Annotated in this window: 30 protein-coding genes and 2 pseudogenes; 18 read left to right on the plus strand and 14 right to left on the minus strand. The window is 54.5% G+C overall.

Features of this window, described 5'->3' with window-relative positions:
* Positions 1-233: 233 nt before the first annotated feature.
* On the minus strand, positions 234-929 hold the full coding sequence (locus KGB18_RS28220; protein ID WP_123722174.1) for a pentapeptide repeat-containing protein: 696 nt from the start codon (positions 927-929) through the stop codon (positions 234-236).
* Between the two features lie 100 nt (positions 930-1029).
* Positions 1030-1797 (minus strand): pentapeptide repeat-containing protein, encoded by a 768-nt coding sequence (locus KGB18_RS28225; RefSeq protein ID WP_317850988.1) that lies wholly within the window; start codon positions 1795-1797, stop codon positions 1030-1032.
* 190 nt (positions 1798-1987) lie between these two features.
* Here KGB18_RS28225 and KGB18_RS28230 point away from each other — a divergent pair, with 190 nt between their 5' ends.
* From KGB18_RS28230 to KGB18_RS28240, 3 genes are all read left to right on the plus strand, one after another.
* Positions 1988-2698 (plus strand): CerR family C-terminal domain-containing protein, encoded by a 711-nt coding sequence (locus tag KGB18_RS28230; RefSeq protein WP_223570856.1) that lies wholly within the window; start codon positions 1988-1990, stop codon positions 2696-2698.
* 287 nt (positions 2699-2985) lie between these two features.
* Complete coding sequence (locus tag KGB18_RS28235; RefSeq protein WP_223570857.1) at positions 2986-3684, plus strand: potassium channel family protein; 699 nt, start codon at positions 2986-2988, stop codon at positions 3682-3684.
* 202 nt (positions 3685-3886) lie between these two features.
* Complete coding sequence (locus KGB18_RS28240) at positions 3887-4510, plus strand: glutathione S-transferase family protein (RefSeq protein WP_223570858.1); 624 nt, start codon at positions 3887-3889, stop codon at positions 4508-4510.
* Positions 4511-4696: 186 nt separating this feature from the next.
* Here the strand turns inward: KGB18_RS28240 and KGB18_RS30160 are convergent, their stop codons facing one another.
* The gene (locus tag KGB18_RS30160) at positions 4697-4828 is read right to left on the minus strand and encodes a YHYH domain-containing protein (RefSeq protein ID WP_123722178.1); all 132 of its coding nucleotides are present in this window, start codon (positions 4826-4828) and stop codon (positions 4697-4699) included.
* Positions 4829-5376: 548 nt separating this feature from the next.
* On the minus strand, positions 5377-6348 hold the full coding sequence (locus KGB18_RS28250) for a LysR family transcriptional regulator (protein WP_223570859.1): 972 nt from the start codon (positions 6346-6348) through the stop codon (positions 5377-5379).
* 102 nt (positions 6349-6450) lie between these two features.
* Between KGB18_RS28250 and KGB18_RS28255 the strand changes: the two genes are divergently transcribed.
* The 6 genes and pseudogenes from KGB18_RS28255 to KGB18_RS28280 all read left to right on the plus strand — a co-directional run bounded on the left by KGB18_RS28255 (position 6451) and on the right by KGB18_RS28280 (position 11181).
* Positions 6451-7554, plus strand: coding sequence for an alkene reductase (locus tag KGB18_RS28255; RefSeq protein WP_123722180.1), 1104 nt, complete (start codon positions 6451-6453; stop codon positions 7552-7554).
* 293 nt (positions 7555-7847) lie between these two features.
* Positions 7848-8231, plus strand: a complete 384-nt coding sequence (locus KGB18_RS28260) for a nuclear transport factor 2 family protein (RefSeq protein WP_123722181.1) — start codon at positions 7848-7850, stop codon at positions 8229-8231.
* A gap of 206 nt (positions 8232-8437) precedes the next feature.
* Positions 8438-9457 (plus strand): alpha/beta hydrolase, encoded by a 1020-nt coding sequence (locus KGB18_RS28265; protein ID WP_123722182.1) that lies wholly within the window; start codon positions 8438-8440, stop codon positions 9455-9457.
* Between the two features lie 288 nt (positions 9458-9745).
* Complete coding sequence (locus KGB18_RS28270; protein ID WP_223570888.1) at positions 9746-10129, plus strand: nuclear transport factor 2 family protein; 384 nt, start codon at positions 9746-9748, stop codon at positions 10127-10129.
* Between the two features lie 59 nt (positions 10130-10188).
* A pseudogene (locus KGB18_RS28275) lies at positions 10189-10353 on the plus strand (nuclear transport factor 2 family protein); the annotation flags it as partial.
* A 243-nt stretch (positions 10354-10596) separates the two neighbouring features.
* Positions 10597-11181 (plus strand): flavin reductase family protein, encoded by a 585-nt coding sequence (locus KGB18_RS28280; RefSeq protein ID WP_123722185.1) that lies wholly within the window; start codon positions 10597-10599, stop codon positions 11179-11181.
* 148 nt (positions 11182-11329) lie between these two features.
* Here the strand turns inward: KGB18_RS28280 and KGB18_RS28285 are convergent, their stop codons facing one another.
* The 3 genes from KGB18_RS28285 to KGB18_RS28295 form a co-directional block, all read right to left on the minus strand.
* Positions 11330-11968: a tetratricopeptide repeat protein gene (locus KGB18_RS28285; RefSeq protein WP_123722186.1), complete on the minus strand. Its 639-nt coding sequence runs from the start codon at positions 11966-11968 to the stop codon at positions 11330-11332.
* A gap of 242 nt (positions 11969-12210) precedes the next feature.
* Positions 12211-12588, minus strand: a complete 378-nt coding sequence (locus KGB18_RS28290; RefSeq protein ID WP_223570860.1) for a cytochrome c — start codon at positions 12586-12588, stop codon at positions 12211-12213.
* Positions 12589-12758: 170 nt separating this feature from the next.
* Positions 12759-13652 carry an AraC family transcriptional regulator gene (locus KGB18_RS28295; RefSeq protein WP_223570861.1) on the minus strand — a complete coding sequence of 298 codons (894 nt, stop codon included), beginning with the start codon at positions 13650-13652 and terminating at the stop codon, positions 12759-12761.
* 138 nt (positions 13653-13790) lie between these two features.
* Between KGB18_RS28295 and KGB18_RS28300 the strand changes: the two genes are divergently transcribed.
* Genes KGB18_RS28300 through KGB18_RS28310 form a run of 3 tightly spaced genes read left to right on the plus strand, consistent with a single transcriptional unit; the run spans position 13791 to position 15938 of the window.
* Positions 13791-14534 (plus strand): SDR family NAD(P)-dependent oxidoreductase, encoded by a 744-nt coding sequence (locus KGB18_RS28300; RefSeq protein ID WP_223570862.1) that lies wholly within the window; start codon positions 13791-13793, stop codon positions 14532-14534.
* Positions 14535-14562: 28 nt separating this feature from the next.
* Positions 14563-14964 (plus strand): VOC family protein, encoded by a 402-nt coding sequence (locus KGB18_RS28305; protein WP_123722189.1) that lies wholly within the window; start codon positions 14563-14565, stop codon positions 14962-14964.
* Positions 14961-15938 (plus strand): saccharopine dehydrogenase family protein, encoded by a 978-nt coding sequence (locus KGB18_RS28310; RefSeq protein ID WP_223570863.1) that lies wholly within the window; start codon positions 14961-14963, stop codon positions 15936-15938. The genes KGB18_RS28305 and KGB18_RS28310 overlap by 4 nt, the downstream gene beginning before the upstream one ends.
* A 303-nt stretch (positions 15939-16241) precedes the next feature.
* Here the strand turns inward: KGB18_RS28310 and KGB18_RS28315 are convergent, their stop codons facing one another.
* From KGB18_RS28315 to KGB18_RS28330, 4 genes are all read right to left on the minus strand, one after another.
* Positions 16242-17240, minus strand: a complete 999-nt coding sequence (locus KGB18_RS28315; RefSeq protein ID WP_223570864.1) for an NADP-dependent oxidoreductase — start codon at positions 17238-17240, stop codon at positions 16242-16244.
* A gap of 77 nt (positions 17241-17317) precedes the next feature.
* Entirely contained in the window at positions 17318-18187 is an 870-nt protein-coding gene (locus KGB18_RS28320) for an alpha/beta fold hydrolase (protein ID WP_223570865.1), read from the minus strand.
* Between the two features lie 47 nt (positions 18188-18234).
* Positions 18235-19023 (minus strand): SDR family NAD(P)-dependent oxidoreductase, encoded by a 789-nt coding sequence (locus tag KGB18_RS28325; protein ID WP_123722193.1) that lies wholly within the window; start codon positions 19021-19023, stop codon positions 18235-18237.
* A 52-nt stretch (positions 19024-19075) separates the two neighbouring features.
* Positions 19076-20197 (minus strand): alkene reductase, encoded by a 1122-nt coding sequence (locus tag KGB18_RS28330; protein ID WP_123722194.1) that lies wholly within the window; start codon positions 20195-20197, stop codon positions 19076-19078.
* A gap of 147 nt (positions 20198-20344) precedes the next feature.
* Between KGB18_RS28330 and KGB18_RS28335 the strand changes: the two genes are divergently transcribed.
* Complete coding sequence (locus KGB18_RS28335) at positions 20345-20920, plus strand: TetR/AcrR family transcriptional regulator (RefSeq protein WP_123722195.1); 576 nt, start codon at positions 20345-20347, stop codon at positions 20918-20920.
* 192 nt (positions 20921-21112) lie between these two features.
* Complete coding sequence (locus KGB18_RS28340) at positions 21113-21727, plus strand: alpha/beta fold hydrolase (protein ID WP_223570866.1); 615 nt, start codon at positions 21113-21115, stop codon at positions 21725-21727.
* A 220-nt stretch (positions 21728-21947) separates the two neighbouring features.
* Here KGB18_RS28340 and KGB18_RS28345 read toward each other — a convergent pair whose 3' ends face one another.
* Together KGB18_RS28345 and KGB18_RS28350 are read right to left on the minus strand one after the other, a co-directional pair.
* Positions 21948-22490 carry a DinB family protein gene (locus KGB18_RS28345; protein WP_052966823.1) on the minus strand — a complete coding sequence of 181 codons (543 nt, stop codon included), beginning with the start codon at positions 22488-22490 and terminating at the stop codon, positions 21948-21950.
* Between the two features lie 118 nt (positions 22491-22608).
* Positions 22609-23418, minus strand: a complete 810-nt coding sequence (locus KGB18_RS28350) for an NYN domain-containing protein (RefSeq protein ID WP_223570867.1) — start codon at positions 23416-23418, stop codon at positions 22609-22611.
* Positions 23419-23687: 269 nt separating this feature from the next.
* Between KGB18_RS28350 and KGB18_RS28355 the strand changes: the two genes are divergently transcribed.
* The 4 genes and pseudogenes from KGB18_RS28355 to KGB18_RS28370 all read left to right on the plus strand — a co-directional run bounded on the left by KGB18_RS28355 (position 23688) and on the right by KGB18_RS28370 (position 25928).
* Positions 23688-24242 carry a YdeI/OmpD-associated family protein gene (locus KGB18_RS28355; protein ID WP_123722198.1) on the plus strand — a complete coding sequence of 185 codons (555 nt, stop codon included), beginning with the start codon at positions 23688-23690 and terminating at the stop codon, positions 24240-24242.
* A gap of 151 nt (positions 24243-24393) precedes the next feature.
* Positions 24394-24480: pseudogene (locus KGB18_RS28360) on the plus strand (transposase domain-containing protein); the annotation flags it as partial.
* Positions 24481-24592: 112 nt separating this feature from the next.
* Positions 24593-25048, plus strand: a complete 456-nt coding sequence (locus KGB18_RS28365; RefSeq protein ID WP_123722199.1) for a hypothetical protein — start codon at positions 24593-24595, stop codon at positions 25046-25048.
* Positions 25035-25928, plus strand: coding sequence for a tyrosinase family protein (locus KGB18_RS28370; protein WP_123722200.1), 894 nt, complete (start codon positions 25035-25037; stop codon positions 25926-25928). Before KGB18_RS28365 ends, KGB18_RS28370 begins: the two co-directional genes overlap by 14 nt.
* A 6-nt stretch (positions 25929-25934) precedes the next feature.
* Here the strand turns inward: KGB18_RS28370 and KGB18_RS28375 are convergent, their stop codons facing one another.
* Positions 25935-26828, minus strand: coding sequence for a LysR substrate-binding domain-containing protein (locus KGB18_RS28375; RefSeq protein ID WP_223570868.1), 894 nt, complete (start codon positions 26826-26828; stop codon positions 25935-25937).
* Positions 26829-26841: the final 13 nt, after the last annotated feature.

The raw sequence follows: 26841 nt of genomic DNA on the forward strand, positions 1-26841 counted from the left end.
ACTCAAATAACTAATTCTTAGACACTATTTTTCTGAAGACTTAACGTGTTTGTATAGCACACAGCAGCAGTACTGTATTGGGACGTTTTTGTTTTGGTGAACGCCCAGCAATGCTTGCACAAAAACTCAGTCTGTTACTTAAATAGCTTTCTCGACTAATCGAGTAAGCTTTTGTGTGAAGCAAATCATTGAATATGCTACGGCGAATGAGTGTATTGAAAACGAGTTTTAAATCAAGCAACGGTAAGCCCTAGACTTGACAATAGCATCGCAGCTTGATTTTTAGATATAATTGCCCCTTTAAACTGTTTGGCATCCATAAGTTTCAGACCGTGCAAGCTGGCTTCACGAAGGTCGGCATTATCAAAACGGGCACCATTAACCCGGGCATTGCTTAGGCTTCCACCTTTGAATACCGTGTTACGGAAGTCGACATCTCTTAAGTCCGCGTCGGAGAAGTCCAGATTGTCCAGCTCACATTTGAGAAAGGAAAACCCAAGGAGAAATGTCCCCACCAGCAGCGTGTCCTTGAAGGTAACTCCTAATGAGGCGGCCCCGCTGAAATTAGAGCCTGTTAATTTGCAGCTTGTAAATGAAACTATACCCAGTCGGCAATTCTGCCAGTCACTATTGTTCAGGTCTGAATTTTCGAACTTTCCTTCATTGAGCATAGCGGATTTGAATTTTACTTTCGCCCCCTTACACCCTTTCCAGGTAGTAGCCTCAAGCTTTGTGGCAGTGAAATCCGTTTCTGTCAGGTTGCAGCGCTCAAAATATGTGTCGCATAAGTCTAGGCGACTAAGATCAGCGCCTGACAAGTCAACATTAGATAACCATAAGGGTTTTATTCGGATATTAATTAAGCCCTCAACCTCCGATCGATCCAGTTTGGCAGATTCAATAATAAGGTAGTCAGCTTTCTCGATCATGAGAACTCCTGTGGCATTTACTGTTCGTAACCCGCACATACCGTCCGGGGATTGGATTTTCTCGTTTGGTCTGCGAGACTATCTACGTAGTGCGCGGGGCCTAGCGGTTGTCTGGGTAGAGGACGAATCCGAAGCTCTCCAAAAGAGCTGATTGCTGCCATTCAAGAATCTTAATACCTGATGTGTCTACTTTTCGAAAATCTATACCACTTAATTCCGCGTTACGAAAGTCAGTATTGGATACAGAAAGCCCAGAATAATGAAGTGGTGAAAATTCAGTATTAGTTAGGTCAGCCTCATCTAGATTGGTCATCGTCATAATAACCGACGAAAATTTACTATGTGAAAGGTTGCATTTAGATAGATTGGTCGAGCTGAAATCGGCATACCTGAAATCTGTGTTAGTGAGCTGCGCCGAACTGATTACCAGCTTTCGACTTATGGCGATATTGAAAGTGGCCAGATTAAAATCCGCCTCCACCGCGCGACAATGATCAAGCGTTAACTTAAATAATTGCGCGCGATTAAACGTACTTAAAGAAATATCGCACTCATAAAACTCAGCCCGCCTCAGATCAGCCAGTTTAAATTGACAACCGACGAGTTGCTCTTTGTCGTAAAACGAACAACCTGAAAACCAACAATCTTGCAAATTCGCACTTCCAAAATTGCAGTTGAGCACTTTGCAGTTTTTTAGATGCAGTCCACTCAGGTCGCTCCCACCGAAGTTACAATTCAGCAGGTTACAATTTGTGAGTGTCAGGTCATTTTTTGTTCGGCCCTGAAAATTTAGGTTTGTGAAGGTTTGGTTGCTAGCGTTACTGGAATTCGAGAAAACCGTTTCATTGTCACAATCCATAGGTGTCATTGCTCAACGTGAAAAGAAAGAAAAATGGCACGTGAGTAAATGCCATGACTGCGCCCGGATGCAGAGGACGAGCCTTAATGGGGACGCCGCGAGCTCGAATGTATTCCAACTGGAACAACTATTCCACATGGACAAAATTGGTGTCAACTGTTATAAATTTCTTTTCTTCTGAGTAGAACAATTGAGCTCGATGATCAGAGGTGCCCTGCATCGGCATCCAGAGGGTGGGGGATATGCACGCGGCGAAGACACTCGTGCCCGGATCGTTGCTGCTGCGCTGAAGCTGTTCGGCGAACGGGGCTTCGAGGCAGCATCAACTCGCGACATCGCAACCGCCGCTGGCGTAAATGCCCCAGCGTTGCGGTACTACTTCGATAACAAGGAGGGGGTGTACCTTGCGTGTGCCGAGCACATTGCGTCGCGCGTTTGGGAGTACCTGTCACAGGTGGTCGCCCATGGGGAGCACGTGATCGCGGAGAATGAAAGTGATGAGGCTCTGATCGATGCCTTCTGTGCCATTCAGGCGCGCGTCGTGGAGTTCATGTTCAAGTCGCGAGAGTCCTCCGAATGGCAGCTATTCATTGCCCACGGACAAAGCGGCCAGGGGCCTGCCGCCGGTTTTCAGATCATAAATCATCGCCTCAATGAGCCAATTTCTACCGTAACAAACGCCATCATTGGGCGTTTGCTGGGGCGGCCAGCCAACGATGATGAAACGCGGATCCGATCAATGGCGTTGAGCGGCCAACTGGCAGTCTTTCAGATGATGCGCCGTACTGCGCTCACCTCATTGAACTGGGACAAGGTTGATGCGGAGCGGCTTGATCTAATAACGCGCGTGGTTATCGATCACACCCGTGCGGTACTGCACGCAATGATCATTGGACGTAGTCCGACATAACCGTAGCTGCCCGACCTACGCACCTTTCCAATCCCGTAGTTGGATATCTACCACTGGTGGCTTTTGGCCGGTTGCTGCTCGTCTCGACCGGCAGCAATGGGTCGATTTCTGCCTGCCACGACCGGCTGAAACCGACCCAGAGTTGTCTGTCAGGCTGAATCCTCTCAAATGCATTCGCGACTAGAGTTTCACTGCCGACTATTCTAAAACCAGATTCTAAAATCAGGTCCTGTTTCAACGGTGCAATGTCAAGTCACGAGCGTTACTTCAGCCTCTGGGAAACTGGTATGACAAGTCCGCAAGATAAAGCCGAATCCGACGCGGATTTAGCTCAGATGGTAATAGGGCTGGGGCCCTGCACTTATCTGTTGCTGCTTTTACTGGGATTGATCCTCCTGTTCCCCTTTCTTGAAGAGGGTCTGATTGCTCGCATGTTGCTCGGCATTCTGTTTTCGGCCGTGCTGCTCGTGGGCGCTTTCGCCACCCGGCAGACCCGACCGGGGTTCATCCTCAAACTGTGCCTGGCGTTGCTTGGGATTGGCCTTCAATGGGCGGCCTTGTGGACCGAGAGTATCGCGACTCTTGAACTTGCCGGGATAACCTATGCGGCGTCTCTTACGGTTTCTTTCAGCGGGGTGCTGCGCTACCTTCTCAAGCGCGGGCCGATTACAGCGGACAAGCTGCATGGCGCACTTGCGGGTTACATCATGCTGGCCTTCGTTTGGTCCTTCATCTATGCCCTGGTCGAGATTTCCGCCGCTGGCTCATTCGGCCCTGGCCACTTCGATTTCAGACAACCCGGCACTTTCTTCAAACTGATCTATTTCAGCTTCACGACGCTCACGACCACCGGTTACGGGGATGTAATCCCGTTGACCAACCATGCCCGCTCACTGGTGATGGTCGAAGAGTTTTCAGGCGTCTTTTACGTGGGGGTCGTGATAGCGCGGCTTGCCGGTATTTATCCGTCGCATCAGGCTAGGTGACACCCGATTTGCCTGAGCCACCCAGGGCATTTGTGATTGACTCTTCCCTGATTTAGTAGACACCTCCGAGCGACTGCTAATGGCCGATTTATGCCCATCGCGAAGGGCAGAAAACGGCCAAAAGCAGACTCTGGACAATCCGCTCCACAAGGCGATAGAGTCAGTAGTTCAGACCAACTACCCCGAACGATAAGGACATGGAATGTTGCGCATATTGGGTAAGGCATCGTCGATCAATGTACGAAAGGTGCTCTGGGCCTGCGCCGAGATTGAAATTCCCTTTGAGCGGGTGGATTGGGGTTCTGACTTCAGATCGACGCACACACCTGAATTCCTGGCGCTGAATCCCAATGCCATGGTGCCGGTCATCCAGGACGACGACTTCATTCTTTGGGAGTCAAACTCGATCATTCGCTACCTGGCGTCGCGCTACAACGGCGTTCACCTTTACCCGACTGAAGCGAGAGCCAAAGCGCGGGTGGATCAATGGATCGATTGGCAAGCGTCAGATCTCAACAAGTCGTGGAGTTATGCCTTCATGTCGCTGGTCAGGCATTCGCCTGAGCATCAGGACAGCCGTGCGTTGGCGGCCGCGTGCAACAACTGGTCGAGGTACATGGAGATCCTCAATCGACAGCTCGATTCAACCGGGGCCTACGTCAGCGGCGATGAGTTTTCTCTCGCAGATATACCGATCGGCCTGTCAGTTAATCGGTGGTTTGAAACACCGCTTGCTCATCCGGACTTTCCTGCCGTGAGCGACTATTACGAACGCTTGAGTCGTCGACCAGGCTACCGCCTGTACGGAAGAAACGGGACGCCATGACACGGTCTCAGAGGAGTTTTGTGTCCGCTTCACGGGTGGATAGCATCCTGTCGCTACCGCCAGCTTTCGGCCAAAAGCGGCCCTTCACTTTAAAGTCTGAAGCGCATGAGAAGCCTTTCTTTAACTGGGCTCCACAAATGTGAGAAAGCCACCTTGCGGCCCAGCCGCAAGGTGTGCTCTTGCTGTTTAGTGGCAGTGGTAGTCGTTCGTTTTATGGTTGCGATGGCAACCTTTTGAATCAGTACCGCCACTGTGCGCGAAGACAGCAACGGACGTAATCGAAAGTAAAGCGGCGATCAAAATGGCGGACAGTTTCATCAGGGCTTGCTCCATGCTCACGTTTTTTTATCCGTGAGATATCTCACGCTTCGCAGCGTATGGCTAATTGCCTTCATTGGGCAAGCGACTTCCTAACTGTCTTCCCGACATTAGATGAACGGCTGAGCGCCTACTTCTTGAGCTACCACTGGCTCTGGTTTCGGATGGCCCCACATCCCCCTAGGGGGGATATAAAATCTCCTACAAACTGGAAACTCGTCGCTTTCATGCGGCGGTGGCGAAAAAGGCACAACCTCCGAGAGTGCCGAGCACGGCCATTCGCACGAGTAACACTCCGAAATAAACAAGGCTGCGATTGCGGCCTTGTTTATTTCTACGTGACGACACTGTCCACTGAGCCAGCGATTGAGCGACTCAAAATGAATGTCGGCTTTGGGTCGGCAACAGCCCTTCGCGACAGGCACGAATCGGCCAGAAGCGGACATTACCGACTATTCATATTCGTGGGATTTCAAAAAATTAATCTCCTCACTTCATTTGTGCTGATTACTCAATATTTCCGAACATGCTGCATTGGGAAAATTAAATCAAAATTTCTCCGTCTTATTAGCACTACGCATAAAATCAACAAACGCACGCAGCTTTCCGGGCATGTGCTTACGATGCGGGTAGTAAAGATGAAACGCATCGTCCATGCCGCTGTGCTGCTTCAATATCTGCCGAAGGGTGCCTTTTTCTAACTCTTGTTTCGCGAAATCAGCGAAAACGAAACCAATGCCTTGGCCTTGTATTGCAGCATCAAGGACGGATCTCATTTCGTCAAAAATAAAACGCCCTTGAACATCGACTTGAACCATTTGATCTCTATCTTCGAACTTCCATTCAAAGAATCTTCCGCCAACTGAATACCGCTGGCGAATGCAGTTGTGCTTCAGCAGTTGCTCCAGAGTCTGTGGCTCAGCCCGCTTGCTGAAGTAATCCGGCGCAGCCACCACAATTCTTTTTTGTACCGCTCCCAACTGTACGGCGATCATGTCGTTTTGCACTCTTTTCCCCATGCGCATGCCGATATCGAAACCGGCATTGACGATATCGCTAAGTTGGTTATCCAGTGATACCTCGACATCAATCAGCGGGAATTTTTCCAGAAACGCCTGAAGATGCGGTTCGATCAAGATACGGTATGCAACGTATGAAGAGTTGACGCGCACTGTGCCGGACGGTTGATCCGTCGCTGTTAAAACCTGTGACAAGGAGCTTTTGATCATTGCCAGGGCAGGCGCTAATTCGGCGTTCAATGAAGCCCCAGCTTCGGTCAAACTGACACTGCGTGTTGTGCGGTTAAACAGTCGCGCATTCAGTTGTGCTTCCACGCTTTTGATAGTGCGTGATACCGCTGTTGGCGTAACCCCTAATTCCGCTGCAGCCCGCGCGAAGTTTAAATGCCTTGCAGCAGCTTCGAAGGTCAACAGACCAGGAAGGTGCACCGATGGTGCCGCAAGTCCGTCTTTTACGTCGTCAGCGCGAGAGGCAGGGCGCATTATGACCTTATTGTTCATACTGTATGTCCGCCTATGACTATTTACGTCATTATTACCGATCTCCATAGTTTGTACAGCAAGGAATTTCATCCGGCAGAACAGTTATCACTAGGAATCACAATGACACTCAACAGCCCATCGACGGATCTTTTCTCTCCGATGACTTTAGGAGCCTTATCTCTGGCTAACCGCATTGTCATGGCCCCGTTAACGCGCAGTCGCATGGGGCCAGATGGCGTACCCAACGAATTGCACGCTCGCTACTACGCACAACGTGCCAGCGCAGGTCTGATCATTAGTGAAGCGACCAATATTTCCGCACAGGCGCGGGGGTATGCATTGACGCCAGGCATCTGGACTGAAGAGCAAGTAGCGGGCTGGAAACTGGTAACAGATGCGGTGCATGCAGCTGGTGGTCTTATTGTTTGCCAACTGTGGCATGTGGGGCGCTTTTCGCACGTGGACCTGCAGCCGGATGGCGCGGCGCCGGTAGCGCCATCCGCGATTCGAGCAGAAGGGCAGACCTACACCGAAAATGGAATGATGGATGTCTCCATGCCGCGAGCACTGGAAACATCCGAGATCCCAGGCATCATCGAGCAATACCGACACGCCGCCGCATGCGCAAAACGCGCCGGCTTTGATGGTGTTGAAGTGCACTCTGCCAATAGCTATTTGCTCGATCAGTTCCTGCGCGATTCTACCAATCAGCGAACCGACCAATTTGGTGGTTCGATCGAGAATCGCACGCGACTCACGTTGGGAGTAACTGCCGCAGTGGTCGAGGTCTGGGGTCATGACCGCGTTGGCATTCGTCTCTCTCCCGTGACGCCAGATGCGGGTAACACGCCCTTGGACAGCCAGGTAATGCAAACCTATGGCTATCTGATTGAGCAACTGAATCGCTTCCAGCTCGCTTACATGCATTTTGTCGAAGGCGCTACGGCTACGTCGCGCGTCGTGCCTGAGAACGTAGACCTCGATGCATTACGCGCACTGTTCAAAGGGCCATACATAGGCAACAACAATTACGGCCTTGAGCTGGCCGTTACTCGTCGTGCTGAAGGCAAGGTTGATGCAGTGGCATTTGGCCGTCCGTTCATTGCCAATCCAGATTTGGTGCGTCGTTTGCAAGATGGTGCTGAGCTTGCCATCGCGCCACGCGAAACCTATTACGGCAACGGCGCAAAGGGTTACACCGATTGGCCTGCGCTAGCCGGGTAAAGCTGTCATCACCTCTGGCGAGGCTGACCTGGTAGCGCTTGGTCATGCAGCTCTTCGCGATCCGCACTTGCCGCCGCATGCACAACAGAAGTTGGGGATTGCTAGCCCCAATGCAGCGTATGCCGCCTGGAATATTCGGGCCGGCTAACAAGCGCGAAACCAAACTTCACCAGTTGGGGCCTTGGCCCCCAACAGTGGACGCCGCTGCGGATAATCGCAGAGTTGATCTCTATACGAGCCAAGAGTGGCCGGATTTTTTACAACGACTCGAATTAACAATCAGGAGTACAAACATGAACAAACCTACTTACGTGCCGGAATATCAAGCCATCACCGAGGTGCTGAACAAGTACATTGAGGGCTGCAAGCAGGCCAAAAGCAGCATCATGAAGCCAGCTTTCAGTGAGCAAGCAACGATGTTTAGCGTCGATGGCGACGGTAAGCTGGCCGGCGGCGCGATTCCAATCCTGTTCGATGGGATCGACAAGGGTTTCCGCCCATCTCCTGACGCGCCGGCAGCTATCGTCCGCATCGAGATCGTCGGTACGGCGGCTAGCGCTCGCATCGACGCCAACGACATGTCAGGCATCTCCTTCACCGACTTCTTCCATCTGCTGAAAGTCGATGGCAAGTGGACGGTAGTCAGCAAGATCTTCCACACCCACGTCGCGCCTTGAACCTCCGGTCTTCCTTAAATACGCGGCAGATGAGGCTTCCCGCCATGCCTGTTGTTTTTCTTTGCAGCCGAGCGGCGCTGGAACTGTGCGTCCGGCACACCGCCAGGAAGACCCTGCCTTCGCCCGTCTGATCGAAGACGCAACACAACAAAAAAGTAGCTCGTTATTTAATGACGCAAACACTAAGGCAATAAGAAGGAAACATCATGGAAACCCTCACCTCCGCTCTTGCCCTTTCCGTCGTGACCCTGTCGCTTGGTAATGCTTCTGCAGCCGACCTGCCCGGCGTCGAACACAACGTAGCAAAATTCTTGCAATCCCTTGAAGGCGGTAAGACGCTCGATACCATGACGCCCGCAGACGCCCGCGCCGCGCTGGTGGGCGCGCAAGCTAGCTCCAATGTGGCCTTGCCGGCGGCTGACGTCAGCGAGAAGACGATCCGTGTCAGTGGTAGCGACCTGAAGCTGACCATCGTGCGCCCGGCCGGCAGCAAACAGAAGACCCTGCCCGCGTTCATGTTCTTCCACGGCGGCGGCTGGGTGCTGGGCGACTTTCCTACCCACGAAAGGCTGGTGCGTGACCTGGTGGCGGGCTCGGGCGCGGTGGCGGTCTTCGTCAACTATTCCCTGTCGCCTGAGGCGGGATACGGCGTCGCCATCGAGCAAGCCTATGACGCGACGAAATGGGTGGCCGAGCATGGCAAGGAGATCAACGTCGACGGCAAGCGCCTCGCCGTCGCTGGCAACAGCGCAGGCGGCAACATGGCTGCCGTGGTTGCCTTGATGGCGAACGAGAAGGGCACACCTGCACTGCGTTCGCAAGTATTGCTATGTCCGGTGACGGATGCAAACTTCGACACGCCGTCGTACAAGGAGTTTGCCAACGGCTACTTCCTGACGAAGGACTTGATGGTGTGGTTCTGGGACAATTACACGCCCGACTCCGAGGCACGCAAGCAGATTTACGCTTCGCCGCTGCAGGCGACAACCAAGCAGTTGAAGGGCTTGCCGCCGACGCTGATCCAGACCGCCGAATTCGATGTCCTGCGCGATGAAGCCGAAGCTTACGGCCGCAAGCTCGACGCTGCGGGTGTGCATGTGAAGTCGGTGCGCTACAACGGCATGATTCACGATTTTGGGCTGTCGAACGCGTTCAGCCATCTGCCGGCGCCCCGCAGCGCGATCGCGCAGGCATCGCAAGAACTCAAGTCCAACCTGGGCAAGTAATTTAAAGACAAGGAATTCGCAGGTCACGGCAAATCTGCGGGATTCATGACAGAAAACACGCCGTTCATTTCATTGCGAGGATATAGAAGCATCAAAGTTTCTCGCAATGTCTGTTGCGTTTTTTTGCAGTTGAACATCAATCAGTAATTGCAACCCTTAGTTATGAGAAAATAAATGAAAATGGCTATTATCAAAGCTTTATTTTTCGTGGCAATGATTACGGGCTTGAGCGCGACTGCTCAAGCAGAAGACCTGCCGCGCAGCCAACAAGTTATCAGTAATAAAACCATGAGCAAACCTACTTACGTACAAGAATACCAAGCCATCACCGAGGTGCTGAACAAGTACATTGAGGGCTGCAAGCAGGCCAATAGCAGCATCATGAAGCCCGCGTTCAGCCAGAATGCGACGATGTACAGCGTCGGTGCCGATGGCAAGCTGGTCGGCGGCGCGATTCAAAGCCTGTTCGATGGGGTCGACAAGGGTTTTCGCCCATCTCCTGATGCACAGGCCACTATAGCCCGCATCGAGATCGTTGGTACGGCGGCTAGTGCTCGCATCGACGCCAACGACATGTCAGGCATCTCCTTCACCGACTTCTTCCATCTGCTAAAGGTCGAAGGAAAGTGGACTGTGGTTAGCAAGATTTACTACACACATCCAAATAATTAAATCCTCAATCAGTACGCTCAATTCACAAGTACATCTAAAAGAAAAATCATTACCAAGGACTTACGGCACACATCGATATGCTTGCAATTACACCGAGCACTGCGATTGTTCGTATCGATATGGAGAGGGACGCGATTGGTGCAAACTACAATGATTATCTGACCTTGATTAAGGTGAATAACACTTGGCAAGTCATTGCCAGCGTGTACCACCAATTCGAAGGCCGAATACAGCATTTGCCAAATCGTCCAGTAGTAAGCACTGGACGATTTGGCAATGCAAGGTATCAGCCATAAAGGGGGCGCAAGGTGAGGCTACGGCGCATCAATCCGGCATCACATATTGCCAGTGCGCTCATAGAGGCAGCGATCAATCCTGCCCCGGGCATACATGTCTTAGCGCTGATCGTCTGGCCTGATACATCGCCTTGGTGTTGAATTAGATACTTGTCATTCTTGGGAATATCAATGGACAGTAATATTGCTTCCGTTGTACTGGAAAAAGCATATCGCCTCATTAACCACGGTCCCACCGTGCTTGTATCAGCACGTCATGGTGGCGTCGATAATGTGATGGCTGCAGCTTGGGCTTGTGCACTGGATTACGCACCACCCAAATTAACAGTGGTACTGGACAAGAGCGCGAAGACCCGTGAACTGGTCGAAAAAAGCGGCCGGTTTGTCATACAGATTCCCACCGTGGCGCAGCTGAAACTGACGCATGAATTGGGAACCCATAGCCTTGCCAGCGAACCAGATAAGCTGACGCGTGCAGGGGCGGAGTTATTCGAGATTGATGAATACGACCAGCCATTCGTTACGGGATGCTCAGCATGGCTGGCCTGCAAACTGATTACTGAGCCACATAACCAGCAGACGTACGACCTGTTCATTGGCGAGATCGTTGGCGCATGGTCAGATACCCGTGTATTCAAGAATGGGCATTGGCAATTCGAAAAAGCAGATCCCACTTTAAGAAGTCTGCATTACATCGCCGGTGGGAATTTCTATGGCATTGGCGACGCACTATCAGTCCCCAATCCGACAGAATGATTCTGAAATTGGCTTTGTAGATGCGTGTGGTTAATGTCCGCTTCTGGCCGATTTTTGCCCTTCGCGATAGGCATAAATCGGCCAGTAGCGGGACTCCGCGCCCCCCTGTCGCTGACCCACTGCGTTCGCCACTAAGCCGGCTCTCATATTACGGCATGGAAATCCTGTACTCGGCGAGCTTGGCCTTGTGCTCCTCCAGCACGTAATTTTTGTTGGCGATCTGCGAGAACTTCATGAAGTCGGCCTTGGCGTCGTCTTTGTCCCCCAAATGATCGTACGCGATCCCGCGCGCGTAAAAGGCCCAGGCATAGTCCGGCTGGCGCTCAAGGCCAGTGCTGAATGCTTCAGCGGCCTCTCGGTACTGACCCAGGTCTGTCAACGCGAGGCCCAGATGATAGTAGGTCGGCATGTGGAAGCCGGAACCCTTTCCGGCTTCTCCCAGCCCGTTGTCAAGGTTGTACTGCACGAGTTCAAGGGCTTTTTTCGGGTTGCCAGCGTCGCGATACATGGAGCTTAAGTCCAGGTTGGCGCGCGGATCAGGCTTGACCGCCACTTGCATGGATTTTTCCTTGGCCGTCACGGCTTCTGGAAAGTGCTTGAGGTTGCTGTAGGCGTCGGCCTGCACCGCGTAAATCAAACTTTGCAGCGCGGCCGGCAGCGTATTTTTCTGCAGGCATAGATCACCTTCCTGCAGTACCAGAGGGTAATTTTCGGCTTTGGACGCCTTAAACATCCAGCGGTGCGGGACTCGCTCTGACATGGGGCGTTTTGCGAGGACAGCGGGCATTCAAGCGCTGGCACTAAGTTTTAGCTATCGTCTAATCGCTATGGGCGGCTAGTTCATTGGGGGCGCTAAATCCCGCTAACGTTGTTGCTGTCTGCGGTTTTGCTCAAAGGGCATGCTAGAGCCGACTTCTGGCCATTTACTACCTGTCACCACGGGCAGCAATCGACCCATAGCAACCTCTTGCACCAGGTAGAAAACGGCCAAAAGGTGGACGGTGGACACGGTACCTCTCATCTCAAAAATCATCGATTTTTTGAAATCACACCACCCATGTATTGATTTAAATCGCGCAGATCTTGAATCCTCCATGAGTACGGCGATAGCTTTACACCATTCTCTCGCAAAGTTTTTGGAATCAAGTCTCTATTTGGACGAAGTATTATCGATGATACAATTACGCCCGGATAATCATTTAATCGTTTTTTGAAAGCGGATGTTGTTAGATCAGGTGTAGGAGGATTGCTTTTATTAGCCAATGGTCCTGTTGCTTTGAGATCTATTCCGTGACACATGGCGCATCGCTGTAAATAGAGATTTTTTCCATTAACATTATCCGCGAAGGATAGTGATGTTTGAATTAGCGATAAAATTCCTAGCGAAGCGATGAACAATATTTTCATTCTTTTTTATCTTCCTTGATGGGATCAGCGTCGACTGGACGCGATTTGGTGCGCGGGAAAGATATCAGCCATCGTGTCGGCACACACAGTCAATTTTGATGCCCATTGAATCAACTCGTTTTCCAGGCGCGTTAAGACTTGGTAATTCAATTGCTAAACAGTAAATCGGCCTACCTTTTCTCGCCTCGGGTTTCCCCAAGAATCCTTGCAGTATCTCGCGCTGGCGGTAAGCCAAACACGCGTGCGTAATCGCGACTAAATTGCGTAGCGCTTTCATAACCGACTTCAAACGCCGCATTGGTGACACTTTTGGCGTTGGCGACCATCAGCGTCCGCGCCTGAAGCAGGCGAACCCTTTTCTGATACTGCAACGGGCTCAGTGCTGTGACGGCTTTGAAGTGGCGGTGGAAGGCTGAAACGCTCATCGCAGCGTGTTGCGCCAGTGTCTCCACCCGTATGGATTCAGCGAAATCACGACGAATGTACTGGATGGCCAGACTGACCCGAGCCATGGCGCTATCGGGGGCCGCGATGTCACGCAGCATCCAGCCATGGGGGCCTTGCAGAACACGATACAGAATCTCACGCTCGTAGACAGGCGCCAGGGCCGCGATGTCTTCGGGCTGGTTCATCAAGCGCAATAGACGTAACCAGGCATCCATCAAATCAGGTGTGACCGGGGCTACCGAGAAGCCCGCATTCTTGTCGTATTGCCCGCCGGGTTTTGGAAGATCGGCTAACAAGGTTGCCAGTACTGTCGGATCGAGCGTCAGGCTGACAGCGAGGTAAGGCTCACCGTGGGCACCGGGGTGTACTTGGCCTACTGCTGGCAATTCAATGGACATCACAAAATACGTCGCCGGATCGTAGCGCAGCGTACGGTCTGCGATGGTCATCGATTTACTGCCTTGCAGGATCAGGTTGATCATCGGCTCGTAAACCGCCGCCAGCAAATGCTCAGGAATTTCACCCTGCACCATGGCCACACGCGGGATGCCCGTCTCCGTGCGGCGATTTTCGGCTTGCGCAGCTAAAGCCCGTAGTTCTTTCAGTGGGTTCGTCATAAGCGGCATCTGAACTCAGGCAGATGCACTCACGCAAGCAAAAAGCAGAAACAGGCAGGATTCGAGTAGGAACGGCTGCGTTCATGGCGAAGGCAATGGTTACTGTAATGACTCATTTCAGTGACATTGGAGCACCTTATGAGCGTTGTCGTTATTACAGGAGGCAGCCGGGGCATCGGCGCCAGTACCGCCGAGCACTGCGCCCGGCGTGGCATGGGCGTCATTCTGACCTACAAGAGCGATTCTCACTCGGCAGCATCTGTTGTCGAGCGCATCCTGGCATCGGGTGGCAAGGCGGTGCCGCTTGAACTCGACGTTGCCGACATAAGCCGTTTCGGCAGTTTTCGCGAAGCGGTTCAACGCACCCTACAGGCAACTTGGGGAGTGACCACCCTCGGCGGTTTGGTGAACAACGGCGGCCATGGTTTGTTCAACCCCTTGGATACGGTTACTGAGGCGCAGTTTGACGGCTTGTTGAACGTCCACCTCAAGGGGCCATTTTTTCTGACCCAGGCTTTGCTGCCGTTGATGGAAGAGGGCGCGAGTATCGTCAACTTGACCAGCGCCACAACACGCGTGGCCACGGCGGGTGTCGCGCCTTATGCGGCCTTCAAGGGTGGACTCGATGTGCTTACTCGTTATATGGCCAAAGAGCTTGGTCCTCGGCGCATCCGTGCCAATTCAGTCTCGCCGGGCGCGATTCGTACAGATTTGGGTGGCGGTTTAAACGAGGAGTTCGAGACATTACTCGCCTCGCAAACAGCCCTTGGCCGAGTGGGCGAAGCGCAGGACGTCGCTCGTGTTATCGCTATGTTGCTGTCTGAAGAAGGTAGTTGGATCAATGCCCAAACCATTGAGGTCTCGGGCGGATATTTCATTTGAATCACCCTTTGAAAGCGAGGCATCCGCAATGCTTGATCATATTTTTATCTCAGTCAGTGACGTTGAACGTTCCATTCATTTCTATACCGCAGCGCTGGCTCCGCTCGGCATCACCGGACGGCTCGATTACGACGGCAAGAACGGTCCACCAGGCCATCCGGATCTCAAGGGCTTTGGCGCCAATGGTCGGGTATTTTTCTGGTTGCGCGAAGGTGTGGTGGAAGGCCGCGCGGCGCATGTTGGCTTCGTGGCGCACAGCAAGGCTGAAGTTAATGCCGCCTACGCAGCCGCCATGGAGCATGGTGCAATCGACAACGGCGCTCCAGGCGCACGACTGCATTACGACCCCAATTATTACGCCGCCAATGTCCTTGACCCGGACGGCTATAGTCTCGAATTTGTTTACAAAAACTGGCAGCACGCGCAATGAATAAATTAATGATCTACGGCGCGACAGGCTATACAGGTCGCATGGCTGCCGAGCATGCCAAAGCATTGGGGCTGGACGTTGTTATCGCTGGGCGAACTGCCGAAAAGCTGGAGTCACTCGCTGAGCAACTTGATGTCTCGTATCGAGTGTTTAGCCTTGATGCCCTGGGGGCAGAAGCGTTGGAAGGGGTCGGCGTACTTCTGAATTTTGCCGGGCCTTTCGCTCAAACGGCGCAGCACTTGATGCTCGCTTGCATCAAGGCCGGGGTCGACTATCTGGATATCACGGCTGAGATCAATGTCTATCGGCTGGCCGAACGGTTGGGAGCCCAAGCTGCGGAGGCCGGGGTCATGTTGCTGCCTGGGGTTGGCTGGGACGTGGTGCCGACAGACTGTCTGGCGATGCATGTCGCTCGCCGCGTGCAGAATCCGCAAGCGTTGAGCGTTGTGCTTCAGGTCGCAGGCTCAATGTCACGGGGATCGGCTATGAGTGTCAGTGAGATCATTGGTGCGGGTCTTATGGCGCGAGTGAATGGACTGCTTGTAGCAACACCGGATGCGCAACCGCGACACTTCGATTTTGGCCAGGGCCCGGTATTGTGTGCCCCGCTATCATTCGGTGACCTGGTCACCGGTTGGCGTTCTACCGCCATCCCGAACATTGCCATGTTTGTGCATATTGTCGGTGAAGCCTTCCCGGAAGGGGACCTGTCACAGCTCCCGGACGGCCCAGGCATTCAAGAGCGTGATCGTCATCGTGCCCGTGCAGTGGCTGAAGTGGTAGGCGCTGACGGCACGGTTGTGCGATCAGTAATAGAGACCGTGAACGGCTACAGCTACACACCTTTGGCAGCGGTGGAGGCTGCTTGTCGGGTGCTGGGTGGTGATCGACGACCCGGCTTCGAAACCCCGGCACGGGTCTTCGGCTTAGAGTTCGCCGAGACCATTGCTGGTACGACAATTACCGATTTTTAGGGCCTTTAACGCTTCAGTTTCGCGCTCGTCAAAAGCAGATACCGGCAATTGTCGCTCCACTTGGACGAGCCGCGGTAAACCACCATTGCCAATGTCTGCAATGGGTTGTGGTTTCAACCATTTCTCGTTACTGCTCAAGCAACAAGCTACGCCAAATGATCATCGGCTTTTCTAGAGGTGCGACTTCCGGTTGCAACTGCTCCTGCGTGTGTCTGTTGTGCGGTGGCTGCTCCTCTGGTTCAGGCGCTGGAATTTGATACTTGGCGGCATGCTCGTTATCTACGGACATTTTTTATAGTGCGCTTATTTGATTGTTATGGTGACTTTGCCTTTTGATCTGCCCTGCTCGACGTACCGCAACGCCTCTGCAGTCGATTCAAAAGGGAAGGAACGATCGATGACCGGTTTGATGACGCCAGCTTCGATAAGCGAGGTGATTTTTTGCAGTTGTACCCCGTCGGCACGCATAAACAAAAATGCATAGCTCACCCCATGCTTGCGGGCTTTTCTACGAATACCGCTGCTCAGCAGGCGCATGACTTGCCGTAGCATCCAGGACAAGCCTTGCTCTTGGGCAAATTCTGCTGTCGGTGGTCCGGAGAGGGAAATGAGCTGTCCGCCGGGCTTGAGAACCTTGACCGATTTCTCCAGTACATCGGCGCCGAGGCTGTTCAACACCACGTCGAAATCGTGCAACTCGTTTGCAAAATCCTGCTGTTTGTAATCGATGACCACATCCGCCCCAAGCGCCTTCACCCATTCGACATTCGCCGTACTGGTGGTCGTCGCAACGAAGGCGCCGAGGTGTTTGGCGAGCTGGATTGCAAACGTGCCGACACCGCCAGATCCGGCATGAATCAACACCTTCTGGCCTTTTTTCACCTGGGCGGTCTCAACCAGCGCCTGCCAGGCCGTCAAGACGGCCAAGGGGACGGACGCCGCTTCGGCCATGTCAAGGTTCGAGGGTTTCAGCGCGAGCGCGTTTTCGTTCACGGCGATCAGTTCGGCAAACGTCCCGATCCGATCCTCGGGAGGGCGTGCATAGACTTCGTCTCCTGGCTTGAATCGCTTCACCGCCGAGCCCGTGCGAACGACCACACCCGCCAGGTCATTGCCCAATACCAATGGAAATGTATAGGGCAGGATCAGTTTGAATTCCCCGGTTCTGATCTTCGAGTCCAACGGGTTCACGCTCGTTGCATGCACCTGGATCAGAACGTCATGCACACCGACCGCAGGGTCGGGCACTTCGCCAATCATTCCGTTCTGCTTGCCGTAGCGGTCGATAAAAAATGCCTTCATGTTGCAGCTGCTCTTGTCGGTGGAATGAGAACGGGGCACGGCCCCGACAACGTTGATGCTATGAGACGTTCCGGCTGTCAGGCGTCGAGGAACGCCAAAGCCTTGGCCACGAAATCGGCATGGTGCTGGAAAATGCTGCCGTGTCCGGCGTCCTGGTAAATGATCAATTGCGCGTTGGGGATTCGCTTTGCCAGCTCAAGCGAGTTGACAGTGGGCACCATGATGTCGTTGTCCCCGTTGGCTATCAGCGTCGGCATACGCAGGCGACCGAGTTCTTGCGGCGCCTGCTTGCCCCACGCAGTAATGGCTTTCAATTGCCGTAAAAACGCGCGGGGTGTCGGGCCTTTGTCCCGGTCTTGCCGGCGCTCTTTCAATCGTTGCAAATACTCGGACGCGGCGCGTTGGCCATTGGCCGTGGTGGTAAAGAACAGGTAGAACTTGGGATCTCGTAGCGTCAGCAGCCCCTTGATCATTAACGGCCAGGTCACCGAGCCGACGTTGTCGATGCCTGTGCCGCCGGCCGGTCCGGTTCCGGTGAGGATCAGCCTGCGCACGCGTTCGGGAGCTTTCAGGGCGATGTCTTGAGCGACGAAGCCGCCGAGTGAAAAGCCGAGCAGGTCAACCTTGTCCAAACCCAACGCACGAATCAGGCCGATCGCATCGTCAGCCATCTCACCGACGGTCAATGGCGCGGCGCCGCCCGAGCCACCGATACCGCGGTAATCGGTGGTGATGACACGCCGGTTTTTTGCCAGACCGTCAATGATCCTGGGGTCAAAGTTATCCAGCACTGCCCCCCAATGGTTGAACATGACCAGCGGGACCCGCGTTCTGGGTCCCAGATCACGATAGGCGAAAGGTATCCCGCCAACCAGAACAGACTGGTTCGCCGCGTTGATAAATGACGACTGCGAACCTGGATGATTGCTTCTAGCCAAAAGAGTCATGTTTATTTCGTCCGATTGCGGGGCGAGACCGACCTGCTCGACAGGGTTCAGACTTGAGTCAAATAGCGTTGCGCCACGGCGGACTGTCTGATCTGCGACAAAAGACCCTGACGTGCGGTTTGCAGGGCATCCCAGCGCTCGCCTTCTTGCAACGGAGGAATGGTCACCGGTTCGCGACGGTCGAAGCCGACCAGTGCGGCATCGACCAGATCACCCACTTCCATGATTTCGCTCAAGGTGTTGATGTCGATACCGGCGCGATCCCAAATCTCCGTGCGGGTGGCGGCGGGCAGTACGGCTTGCACATAAACACCCTGAGGCGAAAGTTCCAGACTCAGGCCTTGGGAAAGGAACAGCACAAACGCCTTGGTCGCCCCATAGACCGACATGCCGAACTCAGGCGCCAGACCCACCACCGAACCAATGTTGATGATCGCGCCTTCACCTGCTTTGGCCAGGCGTGGCGCGATGGCGCTGGCGAGTCGCACCAGCGCAGTGGTGTTGAGGGCCACCAGTTGCGCAACGCTGTCGGTGCTTTGCTCGATGAAGGTGCCTGACTGCGCGGCACCGGCATTGTTGACGAGGATGCCGATGCGCGCGTCATCCCGCAGGCGCGCTTCGACGGTGTGCAGGTCGCTGAGTTGAGTCAGGTCGGCCTGAAGTACTTCAATGGCGACGTTGTGTTCGCCACGCAACTTTGCGGCGAGTGTTTCCAGGCGCGAGTGGTCGCGGGCGACCAACACCAGATCATGCCCGCGTTGGGCGAAACGCTCGGCGTAAACCGCGCCGATGCCAGTGGAAGCGCCAGTGATGAGAACGGTAGGGCGAGTAGTCATGATGTCAGCTCTTTTTTCGGGAACATGAATGGGGATGGATGCACGATCAAAATCAGGCCCGATCAGCTTGTGCCTGGTTCGCGACAGCGCTGGATTCGGCAAGCGTCGGGTAGTCGATGTATCCCGCCGCACCGCCGCCGTAGAGTGTGGAAGGGTCAAAGGCGGACAGTGGCGCACCGGTTTTGAGCCGCTCCACCAGATCAGGGTTGCTGATAAAAGGACGGCCAAAGGCGATCAGGTCGGCCTTGTCATGCGCAAGGCGTTCCGTAGCCAGGCCCAGGTCATAGCCGTTGTTGGCGATGTAGGTGTTCTTGAAGCGCTGGCGCAAGGCGTCGAAATCAAAGGGCGCCACGTCGCGGGGTCCACCGGTCGCGCCTTCGACGACGTGCAGATAAACGATGTCCATAGCATTGAGTTGGTCGACGATGTAATCGAACTGAGCCTGTGGATCAGTGCTCGATACACCATTGGCCGGCGAGACAGGCGAAAGGCGAATGCCCGTGCGATCAGCACCAATCTCGGCGGCCACGGCAGCCGTCACTTCCAGCAGCAGACGCGCACGGTTTGCGATTGAGCCGCCGTAGGCATCAGTACGCAGGTTGGCGCCGTCCTTGATGAACTGATCCAGCAAATAGCCGTTTGCACCATGGATTTCCACGCCATCGAAGCCTGCCGCAATGGCGTTTGCCGCCGCTTGGCGGAAATCGTTGACGATGCCCGGCAGTTCGTCAGCTTCCAATGCTCGCGGCTCGGAAACGTCCTCGAAGCGGTTGTTGACGAACACTTTGGTCGCGGGACGAAGCGCGGAAGGGGCTACCGGCGCCGCGCCGTGCTGTTGCAGATCGACGTGGGAAACACGGCCCACATGCCACAGTTGCAGGAAAATTCTCCCGCCCTTGGCGTGCACGGCATCGGTCACCTTGCGCCATCCCTCTATCTGAGCCGGTGTGTAAATGCCTGGCGTGTCCTGATAGCCCTGTCCCTGCCGGGATATCTGTGAGGCTTCGGAAATCAGCAAACCCGCGCTGGCTCGCTGGCTGTAATAGGCAGCAGCAAACTCACTCGGTACAAAGCCTTTGCCTGCGCGATTGCGCGTCAGCGGGGCGAGAACCACACGGTTTGACAATTTCAGCGTGCCAAGCGTGTAAGGGGTAAACAGATTCTGGTCGCTCATGGGTGCTTGTTCCGTGCCCGTTGGTAAATTTCATATTGCTGGCATTTAGGATGATGATCGAAATCTAAACTGTCAACAATTTTGATTATGGGCAACATCTATGTATCATCAACCCATGAATTCCCAAGCGGTAACGAGGTATCGAACATGCGAGTGACCAAGGCCCAGGCCCAGGCAAATCGGGAACACATCGTCGAAACGGCCTCGGTCATGTTTCGCGAACGCGGTTTTGACGGCGTCGGCGTGGCCGACTTGATGGCCGCTGCCGGTTTCACCCATGGCGGTTTCTACAAACATTTCGGTTCGAAGGCCGACTTGATGGCTGAGGCCTCGGCCAACAGCCTTGCGCAATCGCTGATCAGCGCTGAAACACTGAGCATCAAGGATTTCATCGATGTGTATGTGTCCAGGGATCATCGCGACGGGCGCGCCACGGGTTGCACCATGGCGGCGTTGTGCGGCGACGCTGCGCGTCAGTCCGGCGATTTGAAGTCAGCATTCGCTGAGGGCATTGAGCGCATGCTGCAAACTCTCGGCGAAAAATACCCGACCGGGCCGGATGCGCCAGTGGGTGAGGCCAGGGAGAAAATGATCGACCTGCTGGCGCGCGCGGTCGGTGCGATCATGTTATCGCGCGCCTGTCCTGACGACTCGGCGCTGGCGGATGAAATTCTAGCGGTGTGTCATGCGAAGATGACCGCATCATTATCTGTTCAATCGTAGGTTCATTTCGTTTTTGGCCGACACGAATGAATGTCTACGTTTAGCCGATTTCTGCCTGTTGCCGCCGTCTGCTTTGGGGCGCGAGCGGCCCTTCACTACCGGCGGCTCTCGTTCCGAAGTGGTCATCAAACCTTGCGGCATCCATTTTGCCCTCTGCTTACTCCTTCAATCCCAACTTCAAGGACCGAACCTGTGATTGCATCCCCCGCCAAACTCCTCTTCCTGCCCGGAGCCTCAGGTAACACCCGGTTTTGGTATCCGGTTGCTGAGCGCCTGGCCCACCCGGCGCAGAAGGTCCATATCGACTGGCCCGGCTTTGGAGACACTCCGCCCTTGCCTAGCGTGACCGGCATGGATGATCTGGTGACTCGCGTGCTGGCCGAGATCGACCGGCCCACAGCGCTGGTGGCGCAGTCCATGGGCGGTATAGTCGCTGTGCTTGCAGCGCTTGAACGCCCTGAGCTGATCACGCACCTGACGCTGACCGTCACCTCTGGCGGGGTGGATATGTCTGCTCTGGACGCGCATGACTGGCGCCCGGATTTTGCTGCCGCCAACCCGACACTGCCGAGGTGGTTTCTCGACGACCGCACCGACCTCACGCTCCGGTTGGTCGAGTTGCGCATGCCAGTCCTGCTCCTCTGGGGAGATTCTGATCTGATCAGCCCCGTTCGCGTCGGCCAGCGCCTTGCTCAACTGTTACCCCGCGCGGAACTACACGTTTTCCCTGGCGCCGATCACAGTCTGGGCTTTACTCACGCAGCCGAGGTGGCGAGGTTGATCGAGAGACATCTGGCCTGCTGGTGAGCGGAACACTTGTTGCCACCGCGTGGGACTGATTGTGGGGCCCCGTGCGTTTCAAGACATCTTGGATTGCGGACAGACAACCGGAAGGCCATAAGCGGTCGATGACGAATGAGCCGATCACCCCTAGCGTCCGTTCAGGGCACAGTAGTCATTTAAGATGGCCACGCTGGTTTACCGACCCGGCATGATGTGAAAATCCCGGTCTGGTGCTGGTTTTAGATTATGTGCGGGACTCGGAAGGAATGAGGACGACCAGATCAGTATCGCCTACGTCGACACCACCTTGTGACAGCAACGTAGTAACTTGGCCTCGGTGATGAGTCTGGTGGTTGAAGAAATGCATGACCAAGCCATAAAAGCTCTTGTCAGCGGGGGCTCCTTTCATGCTTGTGTAATTGAGGGTGTGATCTAAATCCGACTCTGTAATGGAGCGAGACCACTCGACAATTACCTGATCGAGCCAAACGCGATGTGCCGAAAGTTCTCGGATATTTGAGAGCAGTAACTGGTCGAGGCTTTGTGGGGCAGGGAGCTGTCGAATCGGCTCCAGTGCCAAGTGATTCGCTGGGTGCTTGGCAAATCGCTTTAGCCAGATAGTGTCCCCGGCCACCAGATGGTTCAACGTCCCGAGAATAGAACCAAAGAATGCTTTCCTATCCACTGACAGCTCTTCATCTGTCAGATTTCTGGCCGCTTCATAGACCTTTGCGTTCATCCAATCGTTATAGATCGCCATCAGGCATATATGGTTGGTGCGGCCCATCGTGTTCATCCTTTGAGTGAATACTTGACAAGCGATCCACGCTTATCTGGGGGCCGTCGACCTCGGTGATCTCCCGATTTGGGTCGATTTCGGCCAGAGCGGTCGTTGGTGACGGGGGCTACGAGTTCGGCTGTCGGTGCCGGGCATAGAGTATTGAACCACCCACTCCCGACGTTCCTCTAGTTTGCAGTTCAAACGTATCCGGATACCCCTTGATCAACTCACTGAGCTTTTTATAACCATGGGTGCGAGGGTCGAACTCAGGCCTCAATTTGCTGATGTTGGTGCCCAACGCACCCAAGTGAGCCCAGCCGTCCTCGTCGGCAATGTCATCCAAGATCTTTGCGATGAAACTTACTGGTGCCTTGGGTAGCTTTTTTACTTCGGGCGTACTGGCGACTTTGACGGCCTCGATTTCGGCGGGTGGCTCAGGTTCGGGTCGACCATGTCCATTGCTTGCAGTAACAAGCACTTCACCGCGCAGCAATTCGGTATAGATGAACTTGTCGCAGGCCGACACGAACGGTCTCGGGGTTTTTTCTTCACCAAACCCGTAGACCGTCAAACCTTCTTCTCGTAACCGCGAAGCGAGGCGGGTGAAGTCACTGTCGCTCGAAACCAGGCAGAAACCGTCGAAGCGTCGGGTGTACAGCAAGTCCATTGCGTCGATGATCAAGGCACTGTCTGTTGCGTTCTTACCTTTGGTGTACGCGAACTGTTGGATAGGTTGAATCGAATGGTCGAGTAGCACCTTTTTCCATCCACCCAACTGAGGGCCAGTCCAGTCGCCATAGATCCGCTTGACGTTGGCGACACCGTACTTGGCGATTTCTTCGAATAAACCTTCAACAATTGCTGCGGGGGCATTGTCGGCGTCGATTAACACTGCCAAGTGTTTTTGCGTGGGGGTGGGTGCGTGGATGGCCATGGGTCGTCCTTGAGTTGAGGACTTCAACATACCGTTAAATCACGGATGAACAAAGGGATCACCGCTTCGCGCTAGAGAGCGTGTTTTGCCAACGGCTACGGGTTTGCGGTGATGTGCAAAGCGGAACGATTAGCCAATGACTTTTAATCGACCGATAGCAGCCGCTGGACAGACTAGTGGCAAATAGTTAGCGTCGACCTTCTGCACTGAATCTTTACCGCAGCTGAGCTTGGCGTCATCCATGTCTCGTTTCTCCCTGAGGAGTTGCAATGACAACAATCGATGTGAAATCCCGATTCGAAGCAAAGCTTCTTCGTCCGGCAAAGCCTGGTAATGATACGTCGTGGGCGTTCGTAGTACTGCCAAGAGACGCGAGTGAACAGCTTCCGAGACGAGGAAGGACGACAGTTGAAGGTACAATCAATGGGCACCATTTCCAGGCAACCCTTGAGCCGGATGGTCAGCTGAGCCATTGGCTGCAGGTAAGTAGAGAGTTACACGAAGCTGCAGGCGCGGCCGTTGGGGATATCGTTACACTAGAGCTAACCCCTGTGAAGAAGGAACCCGAGCCTGACATCCCACCAGATTTTCAGGAGGCACTGGCAGCGACTCCTGAGGCTCGTAAAGTTTGGAACAATACGACGACCATCGCACGAGTAGACTGGATACACTGGATTACTTCAGCCAAGCAACTTAAGACGCGCGCAAAACGAATTGGTGATGCCTGCGATATGCTTGCATCCGGCAAGAAGCAGGTTTGCTGTTTCGACCAGTCTGGCTACTACAGTAAGGCCTTCCGTGCGCCCGAGGCAGAAAATTTTTAAATGGAACATTCCGTTGAATACGCCTAACAAGGCGCTCAACACCGCTCGCTTCGCTCACTGGACTCGCAAAAGCTACGCTTTGCTCGCCTGTTAACTTAATCGTTAGGGTGCACTCAATGCTCACGAGATGGGAATGCGTCTGCAAAAGTGAATCATGAGCCTGATCCAATCAGCAAAGCTCAATGGGCATGATCCGTATGCTTACTTAAAGGACATCCTCACGCGCCTGCCGGGGGAATCCACAGCGAGTCCGCCCGGCGGATGGGTTCAGCGGCATGCCTGCCAGCGACCAACTACACTTCCTCCAGCCAATCTGGACAATCGTCCGAGGGCACACTCCAGGAGGAATCATGACACGGAAGAACGTCTCCAGCCCCGAACCAGCGGGCACAAACCCCAACGTGCTATTGAGCCCGCCTGACATAGGTGCTCTCGCAGAGATATCCATCACCGACCCTGACAAAACGCACCCTGCGTGGATCAAGGCGCAGTTCCCTGAGTACGTGGACCCGCATGCAGGACATGAAGCCAGGACGGTTCGCGAGATTAACCACAAAGGGCACGTTGTCCGGATCGTCACCACCTACCAGGTGGAGGTTGATGGGGCTCCGGTCCAGGCGCATCTGTTTGTGGACGATGCGGGCCAGGTCCATACGCACGCCACCCCATTCGTCACTTACGGATCGGCTCTCGACTTGATGACAGCCGTGATCGATGCCTATCCAGAATCCTTCGCCAAGGGCAATGGCGATGGGGGAGAGCAGCCCGGCCACCATGCCCACGGAGCACATCATGATCAGGTCTAATGCTGTCAATGATCTCCCGGCGCTTAAGAAATACGTTGAAGGGGTAAAGCGCCTCAAGGACCCCGCTCAGAATCCCTGGCCCGGGCAGGCCAACCTCTCGATTTATGACTCCTTCGTGGCCTGGCACCACCGGGCCATGATGATTTCAACGCCTGCTGGACAGATGGCCAGGAACGCTGCGCATGGCGGGCCATCATTCTTGCCGTGGCATCGCTACTTCCTCGTGCGGCTGGAAACCTTGATTCGCAAGGCGATAAACGACCCGCACTTTCGAGTCCCGTACTGGGATTGGAATACTGACGCGGAACTTCAGGACCCGAGAACTTCACTCATCTGGTCGGATGAGTACCTTGGACAGTTCGTGAATGGGAAGTGGCGGGTGCGATTGACGGGTAATGGCCGCACCATGGAACTCGACGGGGTAAACCGCCCCCTGGTGCGTTATCTGGGAAGAGGTGGGTCGCTGCCCAGCCGAGCCAATGTGCGCAAGGTCATCCATGAAAATCCGGTGTATGACAAAGCACCCTACAACGCGGCGCAATCCACCGGTGGTGCGCGCAATAGCATCGAGGGATGGGCGGGCGAAGAACGCATTCATAACAACGTTCATGTGTGGGTCGGTGGAGACATGGGGTTGTCGTCCTCGCCGAACGACCCAGTGTTCTTTCTACATCATTGCAACGTCGACCGGCTCTGGGCTGCATGGCAAGCGAAACATCCCGCCGCAGCATACGTACCGGCGGGAAATGCCCCGGATACGCTCAAGTTCCATCGGATTGATGACCCGATGTACAGCCCTTTCCCGGAAAAGGTGACGCCCCGGGATGTGCTGAATTACAGCCAGTATTACAAGTACGACACCTTGGGCGACTTGCTTTAGGCCGCATCAAACGGAGGCGCCTGCAGTGATACTGAACGCCTGCTCTTCCAGACTGGTTTGTATCAACGCAGCCAGTTGTCGGGTGGCAGGCGCCAGGTGTTCTGCTCCACGATAAAGCACATAGCCGAGGGTCTGCAGTGTGGGCAGACCGGCAATGACGGCGAGATGTCCTGGCAGCCCAATGCGGGTTCGCAACGTGAGGCCCAAACCGGCAGCAACGGCCGCCCAGACTCCAGCAACGCTGGGGCTGGTCAGCGCGATTCGCCAAGGGATCCGCGCCTCATCCAGTGCCTGGGTTGCCGCGCTGCGCAACACGCAAGGGGCGTCGAACATGATCAATGGCAGGGGAGAATCTACATCGCAGTTGAGCGGTGGCGTGTCACGAAGCCCGATCCAGTGCATCTGCGTTTCACCCAGGCGCGTGGCATAAGGGGACTTGTGCCCTGTGTCCCAAGTCAGGGCCAGGTCCAGGCCACCGCTGTCGATCAATGCAAGCAATTCGGTATTACGCGCAATCCTGACTTCGAGGCTCACCTTCGGGTACATCTTGACGTAGCGTCGCAGGATGTCGCTGAGAAAGTGTTCGCCAAAGTCTTCCTGCAGCCCCAGACGTACCGTTGCGGCGGTCTGGCTTTCGTGCAGGGTCTGGAAAATGCTGTCGTTCATTTCAAGCAGTTGGCGGGCATGGCTGAGCAGGGACTCACCCACCGGCGTCAACACCAGCCCTCGACCGGATTTGGACAGCACTGGCGCGCCTATCTGTTCCTCAAGCTTCTTGAGTTGTGCGCTCACGGCAGACGTCGAGCGATTGAGCCGATCCGCCGCTTTGGCAAAGCTGTTGAATTCCACACCGGTCACGAAAGTACGCAGCACATCAAGATCGAAGGTCGGACGGCGCATCGAATCATCCACT

The sequence above is a fragment of the Pseudomonas sp. BF-R-26 genome (genome assembly GCF_019947395.1).
GTDB lineage: Bacteria > Pseudomonadota > Gammaproteobacteria > Pseudomonadales > Pseudomonadaceae > Aquipseudomonas > Aquipseudomonas farris.